Below are 1,622 nucleotides of genomic sequence, written 5' to 3'. Positions count from 1 at the left end.
TAAATTCATCTTGTTAGAAAGATTCATAAGTACTTGGTCATAATATAAAGTGACATAAACACCTGGAGCCATTTCACCAAGAGTTGCATTTCTTAAAGACTGTGTAAGACGTCTAGTTGTATATTCATTTCCTGTTTCGTATTCCAGTATTCTCATAATCAAGAGAGAAAGGAAACAAATAAGGAAATGTCCTTCTAAGCTTTTTCTAGACCAAACAAATACAGGTCTCATTTTAAGATAAGATTTCATAGTCTTAAAAGAATCCTCTATCTTCCACAATCCCCTGTATATACTAATAATATCCAAAGCAGTAAGCTCTCTATTTAGTTGTAGCATACCCCAATCTTCACGCCATCTACAGGTTTGTCCCTCTTCAAATGGTTTTTTATCGTCATACCAACCAAGACCAGCAAGGTTACTTTCAATGATATAAAATCCATCTAATGCTTCAACATCATCAACTGCATCTTGGTTGAATTTTACAGTAGCACTGTAGTTTTTAACTACATTACCTTCACTATCTTTTACTTCAGTAGCCAGAAACCTGTTTGAACCATAGGTATTATCAATTTTGCTTTTAGAGGATGTATGGCTTTTAGCTAAAGCCTTCTCAATAGTCTCCATTCTATCAATTTTTGCCCTCTCAGCATACTTTCGTGACCAGAATGCTATGAGATGTTTACCAACTTTAACCTTCTTTTTATCTCCATCTTTATCGGTAATATTACAGTTTCCTATTATTTCAATGGTCTTATACATGAACTGAGTACTTTTATCAAATGCTTTCTGCTCCTTTCCATTATCATCTATGCAGGTATAATCACTTCTATCCAGTACCTTTTTCCTGGTTTCTTCATCTATCTTCTTACCTCTGACAGAATTAGATATAACATATCCATCGTGGTTAATTATTATATTTGCAATGGTATCACCAGAATAGAAGCCTTTGTCTGCTACATATATCATATGCTTCATTTCAAATATTTCTCTTGCTCTATTTACTGCAGGAGGAAGCATTAAACAATCATTAGTATTACCTGGCCATATATCATAGGACATTGGAAAGCCATTAGAATCTAGTAACACTCCTAATTGTGTTATTGGAAGAGGTCTATTCTCTTTACTACATCCTTTTTCTCTAAAACCATCCTCATCTTCAATTTCGTAATAAACATTAGTTCCATCAAAGTATCCATATCCTGTCTGCCTTCCATAAAGTTCTTTCATTACTTTATCAAGATGAGAGAGCATATCTTCTTTATATTCTCCAAGCTGCTGCAATCCGGAATATATTTGCGCTTGAGTAAAGTTCATTTTCTCGTAATAGCTATCTCTATTCTTCCAGTTAGTGAGTTTTGATGACGGAGAGAGTATCCTTTCGTATATAAAGAGTCTCATCAAGTTAGTGAGATTGTAGTCAAGGTTTAGATATTTTCTTCTGTTATCAACAAATTTATCAAGACGAAGTCTATGTATTACCCATGCAATAAAAGCGTCCCCATAATGGATTCTTATATCGTACTCTCCATTTTCATTAAAACGCATAATACCATCTTTCTGTAAAGAGAGATTGATAATATTATTCTTCTCCTTTTCTTTTAACTCCTTTGTCCTTTTCTTAG

The 1,622-nt window shown here is 33.7% G+C and carries 1 protein-coding gene; it reads right to left on the bottom strand.

What is annotated here, in order from left to right; translation table 11 throughout:
* Positions 1-1,545 (bottom strand): IS1634 family transposase (locus tag FYJ80_RS11535; RefSeq protein WP_154427048.1); only part of this gene is annotated, 1,545 nt, incomplete at its 3' end.
* Positions 1,546-1,622 lie beyond the last annotated feature (77 nt).

The sequence above is a fragment of the Bullifex porci genome (assembly GCF_009695635.1).
GTDB lineage: Bacteria > Spirochaetota > Spirochaetia > Sphaerochaetales > Sphaerochaetaceae > Bullifex > Bullifex porci.
Note: the sequence above shows the minus strand (reverse complement) of the source record. Positions and strands in the feature narration are given on the sequence as shown.